Below are 20,427 nucleotides of genomic sequence, written 5' to 3' on the forward strand. Positions count from 1 at the left end.
TTAATTTAATAGCGCTGCTTTATTATCAACATCATTTTTACTGATTAGATTGGATACATTTTCAAAAGTAGTTGTAGCTATTTGTGTAAGCGCTTCATTAGTAAAAAAGGCTTGGTGCGCAGTTACCAAAACATTTGGAAAACTCATTAATCGTTGTATATCATCATCTTGAATAATGTTTTCAGACAAATCTTTAAAGAATAATTTTTCTTCTTGTTCGTATACATCAATTCCTAGATAACCAACTTTAGCACTTTTTAACGCTTCGATAATATCTGATGTATTGATCAAAGCACCTCTACTGGTATTAATTAGCATAATGTTATCTTTCATTTGCGAGAGCGAACTTTTATTAATCATATGCTTTGTTGTATCACTTAATGGACAATGCAAAGAAATGATATCAGCCAATTTAAAAATAGTCTCTAAGGTTTCGTATCGCACTCCTAATTTCTCTATTTCTTGATCTTTAATTATATCGAAGGCTAGAACTTTACAACCAAAGCCTAATACAATTTTAGCAAATGCTTTGCCTATGTTTCCCGTACCAATGATTCCTACTGTTTTACCATGCAAATCAAAACCCAAAAGCCCGTTTAATGAGAAATTTTGTTCCCGTACTCGATTATAGGCTTTATGTGTTTTACGATTTAAAGTTAAAATCATTGCCATGGCATGCTCAGCAACCGCTTCGGGAGAATAAGATGGAACACGACAAACTCGTATACCCAACTTTTTAGCAGCGATAAGATCAACATTATTAAAACCTGCACAACGCAAAGCAATAATTTTCACTCCCTTTTCTGCGAGTTTTTCAATTACTTCAGCATCTACAACATCATTTACAAAAACACAAACAATAGCTGTGTTTTCAATTAAACTTACTGTACGAGAATTCAATTGAACCTCAAAAAACTCTAATTCAAAACCAAAACTGGCGTTGTACTTTTCAAAAAAAGATTTATCGTACGATTGCGTTGAAAAGAAAGAAATTTTTTGTGCCATTAGCTTTTGGTTTGCTGTCATAATATTGAAAATAATACTTCTTCTTAAAAAAGAGGTTGAGTAAAAACAGGAGTACTAGAATACTAATTCAAAGATACTTATAAACCAAAAAGCAATACTAATTCTATAGAACTATTATTGCTTTTTGGTTTAAGAAAAACTGTAATCTCACTAATTTCTATAAAGTATAATTTAAATTTACACTCCATCTATAATTAGCCTCTATATTCCCGCTTGATAAATTCTGGTTGACAGGAAGCATCGCATTAATCCCTACTGAAAATTTGTCTTTACCTACTTCAAGACCAAACTTACTAAACAGAATATCCCCAGCTGTATTAACTACTTTTTCGCCGTGTTGCTTATTACTTTCATACACTTCACCCGCTATTCCTATTTGCGGAACCAGCTGTACGGTCTTCAAATCTAAAAGATAGAACAGTGTACTCCCATAATTCAGTTGATTACCAAACTGATATTTCTTAGAATTCTCGGTCTTGATGTTATAATTCAGCATACTATTCAATCCCAAGTTTTTCTTCTTAATCATATATTCGGTAAGAAAAAGGTAATCCCAACTTCCGGTTCCCAGTTGGAAACTTTGATTTACAGTCCCTAAATTATTCGCTTCTTCAAACTTACCTGTGGGTATTTTTACACCCCCTCCTATTTGTATATTGTGTGTAAAAACGGTGCTGTCTTTTTGTGTCTGATACACAGAATACGTTGCCATAAGCGTAATATCCCCCAGACCGCTGATGTTTTCCGTTCCGGTAGTCAATTCTCGATTGTGAAAATGATACGGAATCAAGGCTGCAATTTGGATTTTATCAGTAAGTGGGATTTTAGTCCAAATTTGAGCCGTATTGAAATTTTCATCAATCCAAGGAGAGTTGGCAAAAATCCCATCTCTACTGGAATAACTTTGGTTAAAATAACGAATACCTACAAAATTACTATTCAGCATAGAGCTACACCCCATACTTCCTCCACTGGCAGAACAGCCACAGGCGTCGCAGTCAAAATCCATTGCCGCCGCGAGTTGCATTTTTTGGAACGTAAAACTGGAAATACTGTCTTTTATAGGAATAGCGCTCACCAACTGAATGGATAAAAAAGTAAGCAGACTTATTATTATTGTTTTTTTCATGGTATTTAAAATTCGGAAAATCGTTTATCAGTAAGATATTGATTGTCGGTTAATGTTTTTAGAAATGCGATTAGCTGTGTTTTTTCGGTTTCGGAAAGTGTGATTCCGAGTTTTGTATTTTGTTTTAAAATAGGGTCTAATGTCGGAGAATCAACAATTCCAGAACTGTAGTGATTAAGCACTGCCTCGAGTGTGCCAAAACGACCATCGTGCATGTACGGCGCAGTTACTTCTACATTACGCAAACTGGATACTTTGAATTTGTAATAATCTTGTGCAAGCTCAGTAACGCGGTAACGTCCAACATCATTTATTAATGGGTTTATGGCTAATCCGTTGTTTCTAAAAGCATCATCAGTCATTAGATCAGTAGCGTGACAAGAAGCGCATTTAGTTTTAAAAACGGCATAACCAGCTGTTTCATCACTCGTAAGGGTACCTCCCGCTTCATTACGTCTATAGTGATCGAATTTTGAATTAGAAGAAGTCAGCATAACCATAAATTGCGAAAGTGCTTTGAGCATGTTCTCGACAGAAACAGTTCCATCAGTAAAAGAAGCTTTAAACAATTCACGATAGGTTTTATCCCCTTTCATCATAGCCAGAATAGTATTTAAATCGCCATTCATTTCTATTTCGCTTGTCAAAGGAATGATCGGTTGCAGATCTAAATGAGAGGAAGCTCCATCATACATAAAAACACGTTGAAAAGCCATGTTCTGAATAGCAGGTGCATTTCTTGTTCCTTGAGCATCATTCACACCATGACTTACGGTGTGTCCGTGATGGGTGAAGGCATTTTCCTGTAAGTGACAAAACCCACAAGATACCAGTCCGTCAGAAGCTAAACGACCATCATAAAATAGTTTTTTACCCAGTTCAAATCCTTTTTCTGTTGGAGGATTTGCAGTGATATCATATGCTAAATCTGGAAAATTTGAAGGCACTGCAAAATCTAATGGTAGATTCACATAGTCATCATCCTTATCTGAGCAACTAATTAATACGGGAAGAAGTAGCCAAAGAAAATGTTTTATTTTCATGGTTTGGATTTTTGAAAGAAGCACAAAAGCTGTAGACTAGCCCCGGTTGTAGCGGCATTCTTTTTTTATTTTTAAAAAAAGATACAGCGAAAAACGGGACTGAACTTGTTTAAAACACTACTCTTGTGCTACTAAAAATGAAATTAATCGTTGTGAACGTGGTCTACAGAAAACATAGTCGATACGTTTTGAGTGATTAAAGGCAAATTACTTCCACCCATAATATTTGCTCCAGTTCCACTAGCATTGTTATCAGAAAGCTTGATCACATTTGTACTATTTAATACTTTAGATAAATCAGTAATAATGTGAATTTGAGGTGTGATAGTAGTTCTCACTAAAGCTTTTGTCTGTAAATCAAGACTAACTGTTGTGTAGTTATAGTCTGTTCCTGTTTGTCCAGTATGCACTTTAAACGGTACTGCAGTTGTCACGGTAGCCGATGTAAAAGTACCTTCAAAAGCCACAAATTTATATCCTGCTGACCAACTCCACATCATTCCTGCCGCTTGTGCCGTAGCTAAGAAATCTCCTTGACCATCTGCTCCGGCACTCCATTGGTCTTTATCTACTCCAACACCAAAAGTTACTTTAGTATAGTTAGCGGCTGGCACATTTTTTAAGTCAATAACATGACTTGCTGCCGTTGCTTCATCCACAATAAAATAGCTTTCGCTTTTTGGGTAAGTATATGTAGTTCCGTCTTCCTTAGTCAAAACAATATTACTAATAATGTATTTTATGGACGTGATTTTAAGCACTTCATTACTAGCAGTTGTGTTTGTTTGTGTTTCAAGAATCAGATCGTTTCCATTGAAAGAGTTATCAAATTCTAAAGCCACCATTCCTGTTCCTGAAATTGTTTCTTCATCATTAGAACATGCAGTAAGTGTAGCGCTCAAAGCTAAAACAGCTAAGGCTTTGTATAGTATATTTTTCATTTTTATAATTGTAATTTCTTTTTATATTTTGTTCTATAAGATGCGTCAACGGACTTCCTTATTGGCTTTCGCCAAAGGGAATCAGACACAAAAAAACGGTATATTAAGAAATAAAAATAGGGGGATGAAAAATAACATAGCTATCTAAATGTGAATACAAATTAGCATAACTAGAATTTAATTCTTGAGTAGTGGGCTTTTGAAAAAATAGAAAGTTAAAAGAATCTGCCTCGGTAACAAAAAGATCTACAAAGGAGTTTGAGCTTTGCTTTTTATCAGAAGAAAGGGGTTTGTCATCATCTGAAGCTTTTGCTAATTCTTGCATCAAATGACATTTTCCATTACACTTCAATTCTGGCTTAGCCTTATTGATACAAAGTACTTTTGAGATATACTCATAATTCACAGCGTAGTCTATAACCGGAAGAATTGGTTTTAGAAACAAAACTAAAAGAATTATGACTGCATATTTTTTCACTTTGTAAAGATAGCCTTCGCTTTTCAATTTTATGTGACAAATATCACCTTATTACTAAACTTTTGTTAACGATTAAACCTTAAGGAAACATTAGGGTCTTATCCTTATAACTTTAAAACAAGTACAATGAAAAAATTATTTATCGCTGCTTTATTAGCAGTTAGCATAGCGAATTTTGCACAAGACAAAAAAGATATGCCTAAGAGAGCTGAAGTGGAAAAATTCACTCCAAAACAACAAAATGAATTGATGTTAAAGAAAATGACATTAGAGCTAGACTTAAACGCAAAACAGCAAGACCAAATGAAAAGCATCATTGCTGAAAAAAGTGCGAAACGAGAAGCGATGATGAAAGACAGAAAAGATAACAAAACAAAACCAACAACAGACGAGCGTTTTGCTAGAAAAAACAAAATGCTAGACGAGCAGATTGCTATGAAAGCCAAAATGAAAAGTATTTTATCTGCTGATCAATTTGCAAAATGGGATGCTATGAAAGGAAAGCACCACAAACGAGGTGCACACAGAATGCACAAAAAAATGGGTGATAAAATAGATGGCAAAAAAGAAATGCAAAAATAAAAAAACTTCCGGTGAAAGCCGGAAGTTTTTTTTTGATTAAAAAGTTTTGGATACTTTATCAATGGCCTGAATCGTGAAATCCAGATCTTCGTAAGTAAGCGCATCAGTAATAAACCAAGTTTCATAAGCTGATGGCGCAATATAAATTCCTTCTTGCAATAATCCATGAAAGAATTTTTTAAACGTTTCATTGTCTCCATTTGCTGCAGTTTTAAAATCAACTACGGGAGTCGCATCAAAATGAACTGAAATCATCGATCCTATTCTATTGATGGTAAATACAACATTATTTGCTTTTAATACTTTTTCGATTCCAGCATGTAAATAGGCTGTTTTCTCCGCTAATCTATCAAAAATAGCAGCATCATTATTTAGCGTTTGCAACATCGCTAATCCTGCGGCCATAGCCAATGGATTCCCTGATAAAGTTCCTGCTTGGTAAACAGGACCAAGTGGTGCTAGATAATTCATAATTTCTTCACGAGCAGCGAAAGCACCTACCGGTAGTCCACCACCAATTACTTTTCCGAAACAAACAATATCTGCATCAACATTCAATAGTTCTTGAACTCCACCGCGTGCCAATCGAAACCCGGTCATGACCTCGTCAAAAATAAGCAGTATACCATTGTCAGTACAAAGTTGGCGTAAACCTTCTAAAAAACCTTTATTTGGCGGAATACAACCCATGTTTCCTGCAACTGGCTCCACTATTATAGCGCCAATTTCGTTTTTATTAGCTTCGATTAAAGTCTTTACATTTTCTAAATCATTGAATTTAGCCAATAAAGTATCTTTAGCTGTTCCGGCAGTTACTCCAGGACTATTAGGCGAACCGAAGGTTACGGCTCCACTTCCTGCCTGAATCAAAAAAGAATCAGAATGACCGTGGTAGCAACCTGCAAATTTTATAATTTTATCTCTTTTAGTAAATCCACGAGCTAAACGCACCGCACTCATACAGGCTTCTGTCCCTGAATTTACAAACCTGATTTTATCAATATTAGGCACCATAGACACGGCCAAAGCGGCAATTTGTGTTTCTAGTTCCGTGGGCATACCAAACGAGGTTCCCAACTTAGCTTTCTCGATTACGGCTTGAACCACCGGTTCAAAAGCATGACCTAAAATCATAGGTCCCCAAGAATTAATATAATCAATTAAACGATTTCCATCTTCGTCGTACATATATGCACCCTTGGCACTTTTAACAAAAATTGGAGTTCCCCCTACTGCTTTGAACGCTCTTACTGGCGAATTTACTCCTCCTGGAATTACCTTTTCTGCTTCAGCAAAAAGCTGACTACTTCTTTTATATAACATGTATATTTTGGATGTTTTATTTACGATATGCTATTTTCTATTCTAAACTTCTACTATTTCACTATCAGTTTTTGCCCAATAGAAATGGTGTTTGCTGATAGGTTATTGATTTGCTTTAAATCAGTCACCAATAAATTATATTTTTTTGAGATCGAATATAAAGTATCTCCTTTTTGCACTTCATATAGAGACCTGTTCTGGCTGTCTAAAGCTGCTATTCTTGTATCTTGTCTTTCAATTGGAGTATACTCTTTACCCATAACAAGTGCATCATATTGTCCTAAATTGTAACGCTCGATATACGATATTAATTTGTCTGGGTATTTAGGGTCTGTGGCGTAACCTGCTCTTCTGAGTCCTCTTGCCCAGCCTTTATAATCTTCTTTTGCCAAATTGAATAAACTAGCATATCTACTTCTGCCCGTCAAAAACAAAGCGTGATCATTAAACGACTCTGCCGGTTCATAGTATTTTCTAAAACATTCCTGACTCGAATCATCATCGTGTCTGACAGATTCTCCAGTCCAACCCTCATGGCATTTTATTCCAAAATGATTGTTTGCTCTAATGCATAACTCACCTCTTCCCGCGCCTGACTCTAATATTCCTTGAGCTAAAATAATACTCGCTGGAATTCCGTAAATTCTCATATTACTCATGGCAATATCTTTATACTGAGAAATATACTTGCCGATTACATCAGTTCCAACATAGGTTACTGAGGTTGATTCAATTACTTCATTCTCTTCTTCAACTTGTTCTTGTGTTGACGATTTTTTCAGCGCTGGTTTGACTACATTTGTTTTCTTGCCAGAACGAGCTACCACTTTTTTTGAACTTGTAGGCGTCGCTTTTTTTGTTACTATTACTGGCTTTGTTACATTACAACTCAATAAAGTAAATAGCGTGAGTATAAGTAGGATTTTTTTAAACATAAGTATCTATTAATGGTAATTGTTTACTTCTTAATTTTGAATTCATTCCTTCGATTCCCTGAATTCCACCAGTATGAATTAGTAAAATTTTTGATTCAGACAGAAAATAATTGGTGTCTATCATATCTATAACGCCAAAAACCATCTTTCCAGTATAAATGGGATCTAATGGAATATTATTATTTTTAAAAAACTGATTGATAAAGCTAATTAAATCTTGATTCACTTTACCGTATCCGCCAAAATGGTACTCCGTTATCAGTTCCCAATTTTCATCTGGAACGTCGGTTACAAAACTACGAATTTCATCTTTTAAAAAATCACCTTTTAAAGCAGGAAATCCTAAAACTTTTTGATGAGGCAAAACACTATTAATAATTCCAGAAATAGTCCCCCCAGTTCCCACTGCACAACAGATATAATTAAACTGCGCGTCTTCTTTGGTTAGAATTTCCTGGCAACCTTTTATGGCAAGTTCATTAGTACCGCCCTCTGGGATAAGGTAAAAATCACCGTGTTGCTGTTTTAAGTTTTCCAAAAATGGAATTTGGTTTTTTAATCGGTATTCTTCTCTTGATATAAATTCGAATTGCATACCACAATCTTGGGCAAATTGCAAGGTTGGATTAGTTGCTATTTTGTCGCGTAATTCATCCCCTCGAATAATCCCGATGGTTTTAAATCTATTCTCTTTTCCTGCAAACGCAACTGCGGCAATATGATTTGAATAGGCTCCACCAAAAGTGAGCAGCGTTTCCTGATTTTCCTCTTTTGCCTGAAGCAAATTATACTTTAGCTTTCTAAACTTATTCCCTGAAACAAAAGGATGAATCAAATCTTCACGTTTGATTGTCACCGAAATCGCATTTGGGAATTTTATAATGAGTTTTTGATTCAAACCAAATAATTTTTCACAAAGGTAAAATTTAATATAATTAAAACGCAATCTGTAGCAATCGCAATTCAATTTCACCGCTTAATAAATTAGTTTTTGATGATTATTTTCTGACCGATGTCAGTATTCTCTGTAGTACTTAACTTAACTATATAGATTCCATCACTTAATCCAGCTGTTGAAAAACTATAATCAGCATTGGAACCCAATTCTTTTTTAGTGAAAATCAACTTACCAACAATATCATATAAACTACAGGAAACCAGTTCTTTTTGTTTTGGATTATTAATAGTCAAATTCTTGGTGGTATTATTTTGGTACAATACAAAATCTTCTTTTACCACCTCGTCAATCCCTAATGATGCGCCTTTCTTAAAAGTAATTTCGAATTGAGTATTATTAACTCCTGCGGCTAACGTTAAATCATGAAAACTATTCTTAATATCATAATATACATCTGAAATTTTATCGTGTAAAAAAATACTTTCTGATTCGGTGAAATTTAAAACTTCTTTAACAGAAATTTTAAAATTAGCTTTATTTGTATTTCTAAATCCAATTGGAATTTTCTTGTCAGCTTCAAATTTAACAGCATCTATTACGTATTCACTATCATCAATTACAAAATAAATATCTGCAGGAGAATCGTCACTTGTAGACAAAGCATCCATAGCACGATCAACACCGTCAGTAGCTTCTGGGACAAATGCTAAAACTAATTGACGAACGCCTTGATTATTCAATAATGTGTTAAAACGAATTTGAGGAGTGGGTGCAGTACTAACGGTGGTATAATCAAATCCTGATACCGATTCAATTTTTTCAAGAAAACCAGAACTTTTATTGGTCTTATTATTAGCTGCGTTTTTTTCAAACTGCGATAAATTAGCTGCCCCTTCTTTTACAAAAACTCTATAATTATTTTTCATCACTACATTTCCCGTAGCACTACCCTCAATCATGAAACCTTGTCCAATTGGTGAAAATCTTCTCCCATAGGTTCCTCCTGTGCCAGTTGCAGCAACCTCATTTCCAGAACCATCATAGGAATAAAAAGTCGCTGGAGTATACACTCCATTACCTGAACCTCCTAAAGGGGAATAAGCACCATAACCTCCTTTATAATTTGCAATATAATGTGAGCTTACTGTTTTATCCTGCTCCCAGAAATACGCAATACCAGTTGAATTTGTAGCCCCAGTTAAAAAAGCGGATAGATCAATAGCAGATGGATATGGATTACCTGTTAGGATTAGTTCTCCTAAAACTACTGGTATTGTAATTGTCCCATCATTAGGCTTACCCCTAAAATCATAGCGTTGTTTATTTCCAGGATTATTTTGCACCCCTTTAACAGTTGTTGCATTTGTTCCCGAGGTACCTTTCATAGTAAAACCTTCTCCAGCATTTAAATTAGATGTGGAGCCTACATAAACCCAATTTGTCAATGAAGTTGATGGTAATTTCCAAACCCAATAAGGAGCTATTGATAAAGGAGATGAGGAACCATCATAATTATTTGACGGCAAAATTGTAGGGGTTGCGCTTGTGGTTAAATCAATAATATCTTTAAGTTGAGTAATCCCAAATGGGGAATTTCCTGCAGTAGCGATATTACCTCCTACTGGAGAACACCAATAGTTGTATTGAAAATTATTTGTGGTCCCTTCTTGAAAAACGGATAAATTACCCACTCCCTTATTAGAACTTGCACTTACAGTACCTTGCAACAATTGAGCATCACCTCTCAGATAAAAATTACTACTTGAAGCATTCAATTCAAGTTCTTTTTCTATATAAACAGGTACATTCTCAGAATAAACGTAACTATTTGGACTTATAAACATTTGAGCATTTGCATGGATCGAAAATAAAAAGCCCACAACAAATAAAAAAAATCGATTAAGTAGTTTTGTATTCATAAGTATTAAGTTATTTTAAATGTTTTGTGCTTTTTAAATTGCAAACTCCAGTGAAAAAAGACAATAAAAACAACTAAAAAAAACCTGTCCTTCTCATATCCTAACCACCAGCAAATTACTTTTTTAAAGTTAGGCAAAAGTAAATGAGAAACAAGAAATTATCTCGACAATAAGCATTAATAACCGACCAAATACATCTTTTTAACCAAAAAGAAAATATTATCTTACATCAAAAACACCATATTTAATGAGCTTAAATTAATTTCAAAAACTGTACATAAAAAAGAAACATATACGTTATAGGATTACAAAAAGGGAACAACTCAGCGAACGAGTATAATTCTCCTCACAACGAATCGTAAGGCATCGACTCGAAATTTAAGATAGAAGCAGCTTTTAACAAAAAGAATACTATTTATGTAGAGATAAATATTTAGTAAATCTTAGAATTGACCTACTTTTCAAATAGGCTAAATTCAATTCATTATCATAGGCTTCACGCTCAAAACTAATATTCCGGTAGGCCAAATGTCTATTTCTATATTGAACTAATCGAACAAGATACTCCAGGAAGTACCATATAAAAAAAGGGAGTATTAATAGTTCTAACTGCTGCCGCAAGTGAATTTTTTCATGATTTAAAAAAATCGCATTTTCTTTATCGCTCCTATATTTTACAAATACAAAAGGAAATGCCGTCAAGCCTCGATATCCTTTGGGAATTAAATATTTAGTGACAATTAGAAACATTGGTTGCTTAGATTTTGTATTAACAAGTGAATGTAGCAAAGTAATAAAATAAATAGATGCTTGAATAATTAATTTGTGGTCATTTTAAAAAAGGACAAAACTACAATAAAACTAATTCTGAATCATTTTTTTCGCTTTTACAACAACGGGATGAAACTATTTTTAACAAATCAAAGTGTTAGACTATTCCACACTATAAACCCTAATTTAGTGCAAAAGCACCGATTAAAACCATAAAAAACAGATTAAATACAAAAAAATTTAACGTTTTTTAACCTATTTGTTATTTGTAAAAGAAAATAAATTAGTTTTACGACCAAAATCTGATAAAAATCTATGGAAGAAAATTACTTTTTTGAAAATACAAATTCTCAAAATTTTACTGCAAAACCTAATACTATTTCTTCCATCAAGTTAAAAAAGAATAAACAATCTTTAATAGTCTTTTTAAGCTTATTCCTGATGTTGTTTTTGGTGAATGAGATGAATGGGCAAACAACTTTGTGGAGTACAGGATTTGAGGAGTCGACTCCTTCAACTGTTTCTACTTTGTCAAATTTTTTTAGTGCAACTTTTGCTTATCAAGTAACAGGGGGCATCTCTAACTCTAAATCCGTACAAATTACCGCACCATCAACTGGTCCCAATAAATTCTACGATGGCTCCGTGATAACAAAAAACACCCTGCCATTTAAAGCTGGAAAATATTATGTGGTAACCGCTTATGCAAAACAATCAGGTGCTTCTGGATTTCTTCAAATAGTAAAAAGCGTTACTGCAAATAATTATATGATAAATGAGTCAGATGCTCAAGTAATTTTAAACTCATCTACTTATAATGTCACAGCAACTTCTTATGTAAAATATACGGCGGGTTTCACTGTTAACTCAGATGAAACAAAATATGTTGGTTTCCGATTGTATTCTAGTGAAAGTGGAGCTCAAATGTTTCTAGACGATTTATCCATCGTAGAATATGACACCGTACAACCAGAAAATTACTGTACACCGTCTGTAAGTAACGGAGGTCAAGCTTCAAACTACATAAAAGAGGTGAATTTCATAGGTAACATAATAAATTCCAATAATTCCTCAACATACAGTTCTTCTCCTCTAGGTTACCAAGATCTTACAACTTTAGGAAGCCGAGCTTCACAAGCACAAGGAGAAGGGATTAATATTTTTACAAACACAACTGGGGGTGCTAATTATATGAAAGCTTGGGTGGATTGGGACAAAAATGGAATCTTTAATGAGCCGACCGAAGTTGTCTACCAGTGCACAAATGCTTTCATAAATACAACTTTTGGTTTTAAAGTACCCGAAACGGCAATTCCTGGAAATTATAAAATCAGACTCCGAATTAACAAATCAAATTCTGCATCTGACAACACTTTTGGCGCTTGTGGGAATATTGTTAATTATGGCGAAACAGAAGATTATCTATTTACAGTAGTAGCTAATTGTGCTGCCAAAATCACTTCAATAACCAATGGTTTTAATTGTGGTACCGGAAGTGTAATACTTGGAGCAATAGGTACAGCTGGGACAACTGAATATCGGTGGTACACCTCACAAACTGGAGGTTCCTACGTCGCTTCTACTTCCAGAACATGGACAACACCATCTATACCCATAACAACAACTTATTACGTAACAGCTTATAACGGAATATGCGAGTCATTGTTTAGAACTGCAGTTATAGCCACTATCAAACCGGTGCCAACTTTAACATTTGCAAATGCAAATCCATTAGTATGTGGCGAAAATAGCATCATCGATTTACAAGCATCAGCAAGTAATGAGCAAGTTTACTTGATTGACGAAAACTTCGAGAATGGATTGGGAAGTTTCACCAACAAAAACATTGCATCTCCTGATGCTACCAAAACTAACTGGCAAACACAATCAAGCACATACGTCCCAGCCTACCCCACATTTCCCGTTTGGTATCCAGCAATTTCTTCTGGATTTGGAACTAATAAATTTGCAATGTCAACTTCTGATGTAGTTGCAGGTGGAATAACTTTCGGGAAAGTGGAAAGTGCATTAGAATCAGCAACGGTTAATACTACAGGTTTTCTTAATTTATCACTTAGCTTTAAAATATACTTTTCGAGTTATAGTGATGCAAATAGTGCTTCAGTAGAATTTGTTAATGTAGAAATTTCAACAAACGGTGGAACCACTTGGGTGGCCACACCAATTGTTCAATATCTTGGGGATGTAGGAATTGGAACCCAATTTGTAACACCGCCGAATTTTAACTTGAATGCTTATATAGGAATTACATCTCTAAAAATCAGAATTAGATATAAAGCAGGATGGAATGACGGTGTTGCAATAGATGACATTAAATTATTTGGTGACAAACCACTATCTCCTTCATTTCAATGGACAAGTGCACTACCTATAGACGCATACACCAATGCTGCTTGTACCACATCATATACCTCTGGAACACCAGCAACAATCGTTTATGTAAAACCTACATTAGCACAATTAGAACAGACTACGTATTCATTTACTGCAAAAGCTAATTTAGCAAATGGCTGTTCAACAAGTGCAATCATAAATGTAACTAACACAACAAAAGTTTGGAAAGGAACCACTAATAACGATTGGAACACAACAAGCAATTGGCTTCCTGCAGGAATTCCAACTATTGACAACTGTGTGATTGTACCAAACAATACTATCATTTCAGGAAGTAATTATAATGCTTACGCAAAAAATCTAACAGTAAAATCAACTGGGAACTTAGACTTACAGTCCAGCAACAACATTACTGTTGCTGACTGGGTAAATGTAAATACTAATGGGGTTTTCAACGTAAGAAACAGCGCCAGTTTAGTACAAATTAACAACACTATTAATACCGGAATTGTTAATGTGGCAAGAAATAGTACAGCTATTAAAAAATTGGATTACACCTACTGGAGTTCACCGGTTACGCCGTTTACCTTAGGACAATTTTCTACTGCTAATTCCTATATGTACTCTTGGATTCCTACAGTTGCAATGAGTAGTGGAAACTGGCAGCCAGAGAGTAATACTACGGCGATGATACCAGGAAAAGGGTACATCATAAGAACGCCTTGGGGACATACAGAGAACACAATCTACACAGCTGCTTTCAACGGAACTCCAAATAATGGAGCCATTACGACTCCTATTTCAAAAGGAACTTTAATAGGTGTTGTAGATGTTAATGCCGAAGATGACGAATGGAACCTAATAGGAAATCCATATCCTTCAGGATTAAGTATCGCGAAATTCATAGACCTTCCTTCAAATGTACCAGTAGTAGATGGAACTGTTTATCTCTGGACACATAATTCCCAACCTAGCACCGCAGCTCCGAATCCATTTTACGGAGATTTTGTATTTAATTACACCTCTGAAGATTATGCTACTGTTAATAAAACGGGAGCTACTGTTACCACAACAGCTGCTGCAACTGGCGGAGGAGCACCATCTGAATTTATTGCTAGTGGGCAGTCGTTTTTTATAAAAGCAGCTACATCAATGGCAAACGGCACAACAGCAAATGCAACATTCACTAATAGTATGCGTGAAACTGGGAAAAACAACTCTTTCTCGAAGATAAAAACTACTAAAGAAACAGAGAAAAACAGGATTTGGTTAAATCTTGCCAATAATTCAGATGCTTTTAGTCAACTTTTAGTGGGTTATCTAGCAGGTGCTACTCAAGGTCTAGACAGAGGATTTGATGGTGAGAATTTAGGAGGTAACGATGTGACTTTCTACTCAATCATTCCAGAAGCTAATCTAACAATCCAAGGACGTGCTTTGCCTTTTGATGAAAACGACCAAGTGAATTTGGGTTATAATGCAGCCATAGCATCTTCACTTTCCATCCGAATTGATCATATCGATGGTCTTTTCGACACTCAAAACATCTATTTAGAAGACAAAGAACTGGATATTATTCATGATTTAAAGAAAGCTCCTTATGTTTTCACGACAGAAATAGGTGATTTTGACAAGCGTTTTGTACTTCGTTACACTAATAAAGACAAAACATTAGGAACAAATTCAGTTGAAACAACAAATGATGTCTTGGTAATTGTCAATCAAAAGGTAACGGTTAAATCTTCAAACGAACAAATCAAAAATATTGACGTTTTTGATTTGGCGGGCAGAAAAATAGATAGCTACAAAGCGATAAATACAGCACAATTTACTCTGAATCATCTGAACAAAAATACTGTTGGTTTAATTCTGAAAATTACACTGGAGAATGACACGGTGCTCAGCAAAAAAATAATTTATTAGGTTGAATATTTTAGTTCTAAAAAGCATCCGCAGTGGCGGATGTTTTTTTTTTACTCAAACTGAATTGGCAATTTAACTTTTGAATTCCTATATACCCAATATGCTTGCAAATTAAATATTTAGCAACAACAAGACACATTAACTATAAAATTTATAAATTTGTACTACTACAATAGTTCTATTTAGTGAAAAACTCAATCGTTTGAGCAAACCACCTAAATTGAAGTATTCTAAATAATTTTCACAATAGAATACCCCAAAATATGATTGACGAGAATAATGAAAATAAATTAATCGAAGGCGAAGATTTCTATTATACCCCAGAAGGCTACAAATGCTTTACCGAAAAACACCACTTAAAAAGAGGCTATTGTTGCAAAAGTGGCTGTCGCCATTGTCCTTATGGTTATGACAAGAAAACGGGAAGTATAAAAAAATAGAAATCAACAAATCGTATTCAGTCACAAAATCAACTCCGCAATAAAAATGGATAATCAATCATTAAAGTATAGGGTTAAAATATATAAATCCTACCATAGGTCGGATATCCGGTATCCATAGTCGTTTCGCTACCAAAAAACACCCAAAGGAAGTTCCAAAGGTGTTTTCTAACGAATCAACACTTTACCAAATTAACGAATCAACATTAAAATGACTTTCCAAGAACAAATCCAACAAGGAATTCCAACTATACTGCCTCAACCTAAACCGTATGAAGTTGACATCAATCATGCTCCAAAACGAAAAGAAATTCTATCGACAGAGGAGAAAAAACTAGCCCTTCGTAATGCTTTGCGCTACTTTGAGGCGGAACATCATGCCGAATTAATTCAAGAATTCCGACAAGAATTGGAAACTTACGGTCGCATTTATATGTATCGCTTTCGTCCAGATTACGAAATGCGTGCGCGTCCTATTAATGAATATCCAGGTAAATGTGAGCAGGCGAAAGCCATTATGTTGATGATTCAAAATAATCTGGATTATGCCGTGGCACAACATCCTCATGAGTTAATCACTTATGGCGGAAACGGAGCCGTTTTCCAGAACTGGGCACAGTACCTGTTGACCATGAAATACCTGTCAGAAATGACCGAAGACCAAACCTTAACCATGTATTCTGGTCACCCGATGGGATTGTTCCCTTCCCATAAAGAAGCTCCAAGAGTAGTTGTAACTAATGGAATGGTAATTCCTAATTATTCTCAACCGGACGATTGGGAGAAAATGAATGCGCTTGGCGTATCCCAATATGGCCAAATGACTGCAGGAAGTTATATGTACATTGGTCCGCAAGGAATTGTACACGGAACAACAATTACGGTACTTAATGGTTTCCGTAAAATAAAAGTCAGTCCTAAAGGCGGTTTATTCGTTACCTCAGGATTAGGCGGCATGAGTGGCGCCCAACCCAAAGCAGGTAACATTGCAGGATGCATCACCGTTTGCGCCGAGGTAAACCCAAAAATCACCCACATTCGTCACAGTCAAGGCTGGATCAACGAAGTGGTAGAAGATATCAATGAATTGGTAAAAAGAGTCGCTTTAGCGAAAGCCAACAAAGAAACCGTGTCTATTGGTTATCTAGGAAATGTGGTTGACGTTTGGGAAAAATTTGACGAACAAAACATTCATATCGATTTAGGAAGTGACCAAACTTCTTTACATAATCCGTGGGCAGGAGGATATTACCCAGTAGGAATTTCATTTGAAGAAGCGAATACGATGATGGCCGAAAACCCTTCTTTATTCAAGGAGAAAGTACAAGAAACATTACGAAAACACACTAACGCTATTAATAAACATACCGCCAAAGGAACCTATTTCTTTGATTACGGAAATGCTTTTTTACTGGAAGCTTCCCGCGCGGGAGCGGATATTATGGCAGAAAACAACATCGATTTCAGGTATCCAAGTTACGTTCAAGACATCATGGGACCTATGTGTTTTGATTACGGATTTGGGCCTTTCCGTTGGGTTTGTGCTTCAGGAAAACCAGAAGATTTACTAAAAACAGATACTATTGCCTGCGAGGTACTGGAAGAAATGGCAAAAACAGCTCCTATTGAAATTCAGCAACAAATGCAAGATAACATTCAATGGATAAAAGGCGCACAAGAAAATAAATTAGTCGTGGGATCACAAGCTCGTATTTTATATGCTGATGCTGAAGGTCGTGTAAAAATTGCTGAAGCTTTTAATCAGGCTATTGCCAAAGGCGAAATTACAACAGTAGTTCTTGGGAGAGATCATCATGATGTATCAGGAACCGACTCCCCTTACAGAGAAACTTCTAACATCTACGACGGCTCTCGTTTTACAGCTGATATGGCCATACAAAACGTGATAGGAGACAGTTTTAGAGGAGCTACATGGGTATCTATCCACAATGGTGGTGGAGTTGGCTGGGGCGAGGTTATAAACGGTGGATTCGGCATGGTTCTTGATGGTTCTAAAGAAGCTTCAAGACGCTTACAATCAATGCTTTTCTGGGATGTTAACAATGGTATTTCAAGAAGAAGTTGGGCTCGTAACGAAGGAGCTTTATTTGCAATAAAAAGAGCAATGGAAGCAGAACCTTTACTAAAGGTCACCATCCCTAATATTGTTGCGGATAATTTATTGGATTTTTAAAAATTTGAATGTATCTTTAGTAATCAAACAATTAGCCATGAAAGCAATTAAACTCCTTCCCGTACTTTTCCTTTTCATATTAAGTGCTTGTAGCTCTATTAGAGTAAACGCAGATTATGACAAAAATGTAGATTTTACTCAATATAAAACCTATGCCTTTCATAAAAGCGGCATCGACAAAGTGCAAATATCTGAATTTGACAAAAAACGAATCCTTCACGCCATTGATAACGAACTAGGCAAAATGGGAATGACTAAAAGCAACACTCCCGATCTGTTAGTTAATATTTTTACTAAAGAAAGAGAAAAACTGGAAGTAAACCAATTCAATGCTGGATGGGGTTACGGATGGGGATATGGATGGAATCCTTACATGTGGGGAGGACGTAATTACGTAAGCTCTTCTACAGAAGGAACTTTATACATTGACCTGATCGATGCCAAGAAAAAAGAACTAGTTTGGGAAGGCGAAGGCGTGGGCTACTTAACCGAAAACCGTAGTCAAAAAGAAAAACAAATTAATGAGTTTGTCGCCAAAATTTTAGCGCAGTTCCCCCCAAACTCTAAGTAGTTTAAGACAATATATTATAGAAATGGCCTACCTTTGCGTAGGCTTTTTTTATACCCAATTATGACAAATCTTAACGACATTACAACCCTCGAAGACATCAAACTACTTGTTGACACTTTCTATTCTAAAGTACAAAAAGACGACTTCATCGGTCCTATATTTAATGAAAAAATAGGTAATCGCTGGCCAGAACATTTGGAAAAGATGTACCGCTTTTGGCAAACAATCTTACTCGAAATACATACTTATTCAGGCAGTCCTTTTCCTCCACATAAACAATTACCGGTTACTAAAGAGCATTTTGACCGCTGGATGGAAATATTCACCACCACAACAGATGAGTTATTTGTTGGCGCTATTGCCGAAGAAGCAAAACTACGCGCGAAGAATATGGCAGAAATGTTCAATTATAAAATTGACTATTTTAGAAATGCTGCTCAAAACGGAGATCTTTTAAATTTGAAATAAAAATCGATGCGCAAATTATTATTACTTGCTTTTTTACCCTTTAGTTTCCTCTCTTGCTCTACTGCAAAAACGTATGAAACCACAATCAGCAATCCCAGTCTTACGTTGTTAAACAGTATTGAAATCCCTTTCAATAAAGAATTTAAAAACACAGTCGTTGGCGGATTATCTAGTATCGATTATGATTCGAAAAACGATCTTTACTATTTTATTTGTGACGATAGAGCGGTATATAATGATGCTCGTTTTTATACTGCCAAAATACATTTGGGCGTTAATAAAATAGATAGTCTAGCCTTTCAAAATGTAGTTTCTTTAAAAAATGCTGCAGGAGAAAAATACAGCAACTGGGAGAAACAACCCGATTCCTCTATTGATCCCGAAGAATTACGTTACAACCCCATGACCAACACCGTAGTTTGGAGTAGTGAAGGCGCTCGCGTTATAGCCAAAGATTTTTCGGTACTGCAGAATCCAACAATCCAAACAGCCAGTATTAATGGAAACTTTGTAAATGCCTTTGATCTACCGGCGAACCTCAACATGCAAAAAGAAGAAAAAGGACCTCGTAGCAATGGCGTTCTAGAAGGAATCACTTTTAACAAAAACTATAAGACGCTATACACCAACATTGAGGAACCTTTATACGAAGACGGTACCGAAGCTTCCATAACTAAAGGTGGCTTCATACGGCTGTATGAGTTTGATGTAAAATCAAAAAAAAATACAGCTCAATATAGTTATGAATTAGATCCTATCGCACACGAACCCAACCCGAAAGATGGTTTTGCGGTGAATGGAGTGTCTGCTATTCAGTATTATAGTAAAGATCAATTGCTAGTGGTAGAACGTTCCTACTCCGTGGGAAAACAAGCCTGTACCATAAAAGTTTACTTATGTGATTTCTCAAAAGCGACTGATGTAAAAAACATTGCTTCTTTGCAAAACCAAGAATTCACACCAGCCTCCAAAAAACTAATCCTAAACATGGATGACTTAGGTATTTTTATAGATAATATCGAAGGGTTGACTTTTGGCCCAAAACTGGCTAATGGCAAGCAGTCTTTACTTTTTGTATCGGATAATAATTTCTCTGATAAGCAGAAAACGCAAGTACTACTTTTTGAAGTGGATTAAAATAAATTGTTTTTATTTTAAATAGTATAAGATTGATGTGCTTTATCATTGCGAAGAATGAGGCAATCTCAACCAGTATTTCCGCTCCAATAGTTTTTTGTTTTATTGTAGATGTCGTCTCGCTTGATTGCGTCGTTCCTCGCAATGACATTATTAAAAACATCTAATCTTACATTTTACCACAATTCCCTTAGCCCCGATTGCAATGGAAAGCTTTTTATGAAAGTCGTTTTTATTTTTCTTGTTTATAAAAAGCGACCGAAGGAAGCTCTTTTATCAACTTTAGAAAAACAA

17 protein-coding genes are annotated in these 20,427 nt (G+C 35.5%); 7 read left to right on the forward strand and 10 right to left on the reverse strand.

The annotated features are described in order from the left end of the window. The 5 genes from AAC069_RS01175 to AAC069_RS01195 all read right to left on the reverse strand — a co-directional run bounded on the left by AAC069_RS01175 (position 1) and on the right by AAC069_RS01195 (position 4,617). Positions 1-1,005, reverse strand: coding sequence for a 2-hydroxyacid dehydrogenase (locus AAC069_RS01175; protein WP_339918702.1), 1,005 nt, complete (start codon positions 1,003-1,005; stop codon positions 1-3). 178 nt (positions 1,006-1,183) lie between these two features. Then, the gene (locus AAC069_RS01180) at positions 1,184-2,155 is read right to left on the reverse strand and encodes a transporter (protein WP_339918703.1); all 972 of its coding nucleotides are present in this window, start codon (positions 2,153-2,155) and stop codon (positions 1,184-1,186) included. 5 nt (positions 2,156-2,160) lie between these two features. After that, positions 2,161-3,198 carry a cytochrome c peroxidase gene (locus AAC069_RS01185; RefSeq protein ID WP_339918704.1) on the reverse strand — a complete coding sequence of 346 codons (1,038 nt, stop codon included), beginning with the start codon at positions 3,196-3,198 and terminating at the stop codon, positions 2,161-2,163. A gap of 143 nt (positions 3,199-3,341) precedes the next feature. Then, a complete protein-coding gene (locus tag AAC069_RS01190) occupies positions 3,342-4,139 on the reverse strand; it encodes an MbnP family protein (RefSeq protein WP_339918705.1) in 798 nt (265 codons plus the stop codon). A 103-nt stretch (positions 4,140-4,242) separates the two neighbouring features. Beyond that, positions 4,243-4,617, reverse strand: coding sequence for a hypothetical protein (locus AAC069_RS01195; RefSeq protein WP_339918706.1), 375 nt, complete (start codon positions 4,615-4,617; stop codon positions 4,243-4,245). A gap of 126 nt (positions 4,618-4,743) precedes the next feature. Here AAC069_RS01195 and AAC069_RS01200 point away from each other — a divergent pair, with 126 nt between their 5' ends. Continuing rightward, on the forward strand, positions 4,744-5,199 hold the full coding sequence (locus tag AAC069_RS01200; protein WP_339918707.1) for a hypothetical protein: 456 nt from the start codon (positions 4,744-4,746) through the stop codon (positions 5,197-5,199). A gap of 36 nt (positions 5,200-5,235) precedes the next feature. Here AAC069_RS01200 and hemL read toward each other — a convergent pair whose 3' ends face one another. From hemL to AAC069_RS01225, 5 genes are all read right to left on the reverse strand, one after another. After that, positions 5,236-6,522 carry a glutamate-1-semialdehyde 2,1-aminomutase gene (hemL, locus tag AAC069_RS01205; RefSeq protein WP_339918708.1) on the reverse strand — a complete coding sequence of 429 codons (1,287 nt, stop codon included), beginning with the start codon at positions 6,520-6,522 and terminating at the stop codon, positions 5,236-5,238. A 53-nt stretch (positions 6,523-6,575) separates the two neighbouring features. After that, complete coding sequence (locus tag AAC069_RS01210) at positions 6,576-7,457, reverse strand: glucosaminidase domain-containing protein (RefSeq protein ID WP_339918709.1); 882 nt, start codon at positions 7,455-7,457, stop codon at positions 6,576-6,578. Continuing rightward, positions 7,450-8,355, reverse strand: coding sequence for a pyridoxal-phosphate dependent enzyme (locus AAC069_RS01215; RefSeq protein ID WP_339918710.1), 906 nt, complete (start codon positions 8,353-8,355; stop codon positions 7,450-7,452). Before AAC069_RS01215 ends, AAC069_RS01210 begins: the two co-directional genes overlap by 8 nt. Positions 8,356-8,441: 86 nt before the next feature. Next, on the reverse strand, positions 8,442-10,274 hold the full coding sequence (locus AAC069_RS01220; protein WP_339918711.1) for a T9SS type A sorting domain-containing protein: 1,833 nt from the start codon (positions 10,272-10,274) through the stop codon (positions 8,442-8,444). A 411-nt stretch (positions 10,275-10,685) separates the two neighbouring features. Further along, a complete protein-coding gene (locus AAC069_RS01225; protein WP_339918712.1) occupies positions 10,686-11,024 on the reverse strand; it encodes a hypothetical protein in 339 nt (112 codons plus the stop codon). 336 nt (positions 11,025-11,360) lie between these two features. On the opposite strand from AAC069_RS01225, the gene AAC069_RS01230 reads away from it, so the two are divergent. From AAC069_RS01230 to AAC069_RS01255, 6 genes are all read left to right on the forward strand, one after another. Then, the gene (locus tag AAC069_RS01230) at positions 11,361-15,323 is read left to right on the forward strand and encodes a GEVED domain-containing protein (RefSeq protein ID WP_339918713.1); all 3,963 of its coding nucleotides are present in this window, start codon (positions 11,361-11,363) and stop codon (positions 15,321-15,323) included. A 263-nt stretch (positions 15,324-15,586) separates the two neighbouring features. Further along, complete coding sequence (locus tag AAC069_RS01235; protein WP_339918714.1) at positions 15,587-15,763, forward strand: DUF5522 domain-containing protein; 177 nt, start codon at positions 15,587-15,589, stop codon at positions 15,761-15,763. 211 nt (positions 15,764-15,974) lie between these two features. Continuing rightward, positions 15,975-17,957: a urocanate hydratase gene (locus tag AAC069_RS01240; RefSeq protein WP_339918715.1), complete on the forward strand. Its 1,983-nt coding sequence runs from the start codon at positions 15,975-15,977 to the stop codon at positions 17,955-17,957. 37 nt (positions 17,958-17,994) lie between these two features. Continuing rightward, positions 17,995-18,528, forward strand: coding sequence for a DUF4136 domain-containing protein (locus AAC069_RS01245; protein WP_339918716.1), 534 nt, complete (start codon positions 17,995-17,997; stop codon positions 18,526-18,528). 60 nt (positions 18,529-18,588) lie between these two features. Next, a complete protein-coding gene (locus AAC069_RS01250) occupies positions 18,589-18,996 on the forward strand; it encodes a group III truncated hemoglobin (RefSeq protein ID WP_339918717.1) in 408 nt (135 codons plus the stop codon). Between the two features lie 6 nt (positions 18,997-19,002). Continuing rightward, a complete protein-coding gene (locus tag AAC069_RS01255; RefSeq protein WP_339918718.1) occupies positions 19,003-20,133 on the forward strand; it encodes an esterase-like activity of phytase family protein in 1,131 nt (376 codons plus the stop codon). Positions 20,134-20,427: the final 294 nt, after the last annotated feature.

It is taken from the genome of uncultured Flavobacterium sp. (assembly GCF_963974175.1).
GTDB lineage: Bacteria > Bacteroidota > Bacteroidia > Flavobacteriales > Flavobacteriaceae > Flavobacterium.

Coding starts and splice junctions, on each gene's coding strand:
- AAC069_RS01175 (WP_339918702.1), bottom strand. CDS start 1,005: ATGGCACAAAAAATTTCTTTCTTTTCAACGCAATCGTACGATAAATCT.
- AAC069_RS01180 (WP_339918703.1), bottom strand. CDS start 2,155: ATGAAAAAAACAATAATAATAAGTCTGCTTACTTTTTTATCCATTCAG.
- AAC069_RS01185 (WP_339918704.1), bottom strand. CDS start 3,198: ATGAAAATAAAACATTTTCTTTGGCTACTTCTTCCCGTATTAATTAGT.
- AAC069_RS01190 (WP_339918705.1), bottom strand. CDS start 4,139: ATGAAAAATATACTATACAAAGCCTTAGCTGTTTTAGCTTTGAGCGCT.
- AAC069_RS01200 (WP_339918707.1), top strand. CDS start 4,744: ATGAAAAAATTATTTATCGCTGCTTTATTAGCAGTTAGCATAGCGAAT.
- hemL (WP_339918708.1), bottom strand. CDS start 6,522: ATGTTATATAAAAGAAGTAGTCAGCTTTTTGCTGAAGCAGAAAAGGTA.
- AAC069_RS01210 (WP_339918709.1), bottom strand. CDS start 7,457: ATGTTTAAAAAAATCCTACTTATACTCACGCTATTTACTTTATTGAGT.
- AAC069_RS01220 (WP_339918711.1), bottom strand. CDS start 10,274: ATGAATACAAAACTACTTAATCGATTTTTTTTATTTGTTGTGGGCTTT.
- AAC069_RS01225 (WP_339918712.1), bottom strand. CDS start 11,024: ATGTTTCTAATTGTCACTAAATATTTAATTCCCAAAGGATATCGAGGC.
- AAC069_RS01230 (WP_339918713.1), top strand. CDS start 11,361: ATGGAAGAAAATTACTTTTTTGAAAATACAAATTCTCAAAATTTTACT.
- AAC069_RS01235 (WP_339918714.1), top strand. CDS start 15,587: ATGATTGACGAGAATAATGAAAATAAATTAATCGAAGGCGAAGATTTC.
- AAC069_RS01240 (WP_339918715.1), top strand. CDS start 15,975: ATGACTTTCCAAGAACAAATCCAACAAGGAATTCCAACTATACTGCCT.
- AAC069_RS01245 (WP_339918716.1), top strand. CDS start 17,995: ATGAAAGCAATTAAACTCCTTCCCGTACTTTTCCTTTTCATATTAAGT.
- AAC069_RS01250 (WP_339918717.1), top strand. CDS start 18,589: ATGACAAATCTTAACGACATTACAACCCTCGAAGACATCAAACTACTT.
- AAC069_RS01255 (WP_339918718.1), top strand. CDS start 19,003: ATGCGCAAATTATTATTACTTGCTTTTTTACCCTTTAGTTTCCTCTCT.